This is a genomic window from Pseudokineococcus marinus (assembly GCF_013004605.1).
Taxonomy (GTDB): Bacteria; Actinomycetota; Actinomycetes; order Actinomycetales; family Quadrisphaeraceae; genus Pseudokineococcus; species Pseudokineococcus marinus.
The window spans coordinates 1-2,361 of sequence record NZ_JABEMA010000397.1 but is presented as its reverse complement, the minus strand read 5'-3'; the positions used below and the strand labels follow the sequence as shown (position 1 = coordinate 2,361).

The following is a 2,361-nucleotide window of genomic DNA, read 5'->3' as shown; positions in this document are numbered from 1 at the left end:
CGCTCTTCCGATCTCGCGGCGAGCAGCGCACCGACGAGGACGAGCGCCGCGAGCGCGACCGCCCGGCGGCCGCGTCGTGACGCGAGGCGCCTCGCGGTCCCTGGAGCGGGGACGGTGCGACCGCTGCGCGGCAGGGACAGTGCTCCGACGGGACGGGTCAGGGCCGTCCTCGTGGCGACCGCGCCGCGCGGGAGCGGCACGCGCGGGGCGTCGGCGGGAGCCTCCGGCTCGACGGGGAGGTCGGCCGGGCGGTGGGCGAGGCGGTCGGCCACGTGCGCTCCCGTCGGGCAGGGGCGCGCCGGCGGCGCGCCTCCGCGGCGGTCATCGGCACGGCGGCGGCCGTCCTTGAGCCCTGACGTCGCCCTGCCGCCCGGAGCCACCCGGCCTACGGCGATCGACGTCAGCCCGGGTCGGACGCAGCAGCCCGGGCAGGCGGCCCGAGCAGGGGGCCGGGCCCTCAGGCGGACGCGACCTGCGAGCGGAGCTCCTCCGGCAGCGCGGCGAGGTAGGCCTCGACGTTGCGGCGGGTCTCGGCGACGGAGTCGCCGCCGAACTTCTCGACGAGCGCCTCGGCGAGCACGAGCGCCGTCATGGCCTCCGCGACGACGCCGGCGGCCGGGACGGCGCAGACGTCCGAGCGCTGGTGGTGCGCCCGCGCCGCCTCCCCCGTGGCGACGTCGACCGTCGCGAGGGCCCGCGGCACGGTGGCGATGGGCTTCATGGCGGCGCGGACGCGCAGCACCTCGCCGGTGCTCATGCCCCCCTCGGTGCCGCCGGCGCGACCCGTGGTGCGGCGCAGGCGCCCGTCGTCGCCCCGCTCGATCTCGTCGTGGGCGGCGGACCCGCGGCGGGCAGCGGTGCGGAAGCCGTCGCCGACCTCGACGCCCTTGATGGCCTGGATGCCCATGAGGGCGCCCGCGAGCCGGGAGTCGAGGCGGCGGTCCCAGTGCACGTGGCTGCCGAGGCCCGGCGGCACCCCGTAGGCGAGCACCTCGACGACGCCGCCGAGCGTGTCGCCGTCCTTGTGGGCGGCGTCGACCTCGGCGACCATCGCGGCCGAGCCGACCGGGTCGACGCTGCGCACCGGGTCGGCGTCCAGGGCGGCGACGTCGTCGGGCCCGGGCAGCGGGGCGTCGTCGGCCGAGCCGGCCGTGCCGATCGCCACGGTGTGGCTGACGAGCCGGACGCCGGCCGCCTGCTCGAGGAAGGCAGCGGCGACGGCGCCGAGCGCGACGCGCGCCGCGGTCTCGCGGGCGCTGGCGCGCTCGAGGACGGGACGCGCCTCGTCGAAGCCGTACTTCTGCATGCCGACCAGGTCGGCGTGGCCGGGGCGGGGTCGGGTCAGCGGCGCCCCGCGCTTCTGGGCGGCGAGCACGTCCTCGTCGACGGGGTCGGCGGCCATGACCGTCTCCCACTTGGGCCACTCGGTGTTGGCCACCTGGATGGCGACGGGGCCGCCCTGGGTCAGGCCGTGCCGGACCCCGCCGAGGAGCGTCACGGCGTCGGCCTCGAAGCTCATGCGCGCGCCGCGGCCGTAGCCGAGGCGGCGGCGGGCGAGCGCGCCCTGCACGTCCGCCGTCGTCACGGCGACGCCCGCGGGCATCCCCTCGAGGACGCCGACGAGCGCCGGACCGTGGGACTCCCCTGCCGTCAGCCACCTCAGCACCGGGCGATCCTCGCACCGGCGCCGCGGGCCGGGCCCGGGGGTCCGCGGGCTGGGCGCGCCGCGCGGGACCCGGGGCGGCGACGACCGCCCTCGTGGGACGCGGGTCAGGGCAGCGTGACGGGCTCCCCCCGGACGAGCTGCAGGACGGTCGAGCCGGTGCTGAGGCCGACGCTGTCGACGGCGGCCCCCGCGCCGCCGGCCACCGTGCCGGGGCCGGTGAAGACGACGCCGGACGCGGGGGGCTCGACGCCGAGGGCGCTGCCCGCCTGCGCGGCGACCGTCGTGCCCTGCGTGCCGTCGACGACGGTGAAGACGTACCAACCGCCCTCGCGGACGTCCGTCCATGTGACCTGCAGGCCGGCCGGGGCGGTGACCGACGGGGCGCTGACGGCCGGAGCGGCGGAGGTGGAGGTGGTCGGGGCGGTCGCGTCCGGGAGGGGCGTCACCGGCGTCGTGGTGACCGGCGTCGAGGCGCCGGGCGTGGTGGACGGCAGGCCCGTGGCCGGGTCGACGACCGCGCTGGTGGCCGGGTCGGCGGCGGGGGCGCCGGTGCCGGAGGCCGCGAAGGGGTCACGGACGGCGGGCTCGTCGACGAGCGCCTGGGCGCCGAGAGGAGCCTCGCCCGAGGCGGGGACGGCGGCGGACGGGTCGGCGGCCGCAGCCGTGGCCGGGTCGGCGGCCGCAGCAGCGGCCGG

General features: G+C 79.5%; 1 protein-coding gene and 1 pseudogene. Both read right to left on the bottom strand.

Features of this window, described 5'->3' with window-relative positions; translation table 11 throughout:
- Nucleotides 1–457 precede the first annotated feature (457 nt).
- Nucleotides 458–1,666: a chorismate synthase gene (gene aroC / locus HLB09_RS15890; RefSeq protein WP_171204287.1), complete on the bottom strand. Its 1,209-nt coding sequence runs from the start codon at nt 1,664–1,666 to the stop codon at nt 458–460.
- A 104-nt stretch (nt 1,667–1,770) separates the two neighbouring features.
- Nucleotides 1,771–2,361: pseudogene (locus HLB09_RS18940) on the bottom strand (hypothetical protein); the annotation flags it as partial.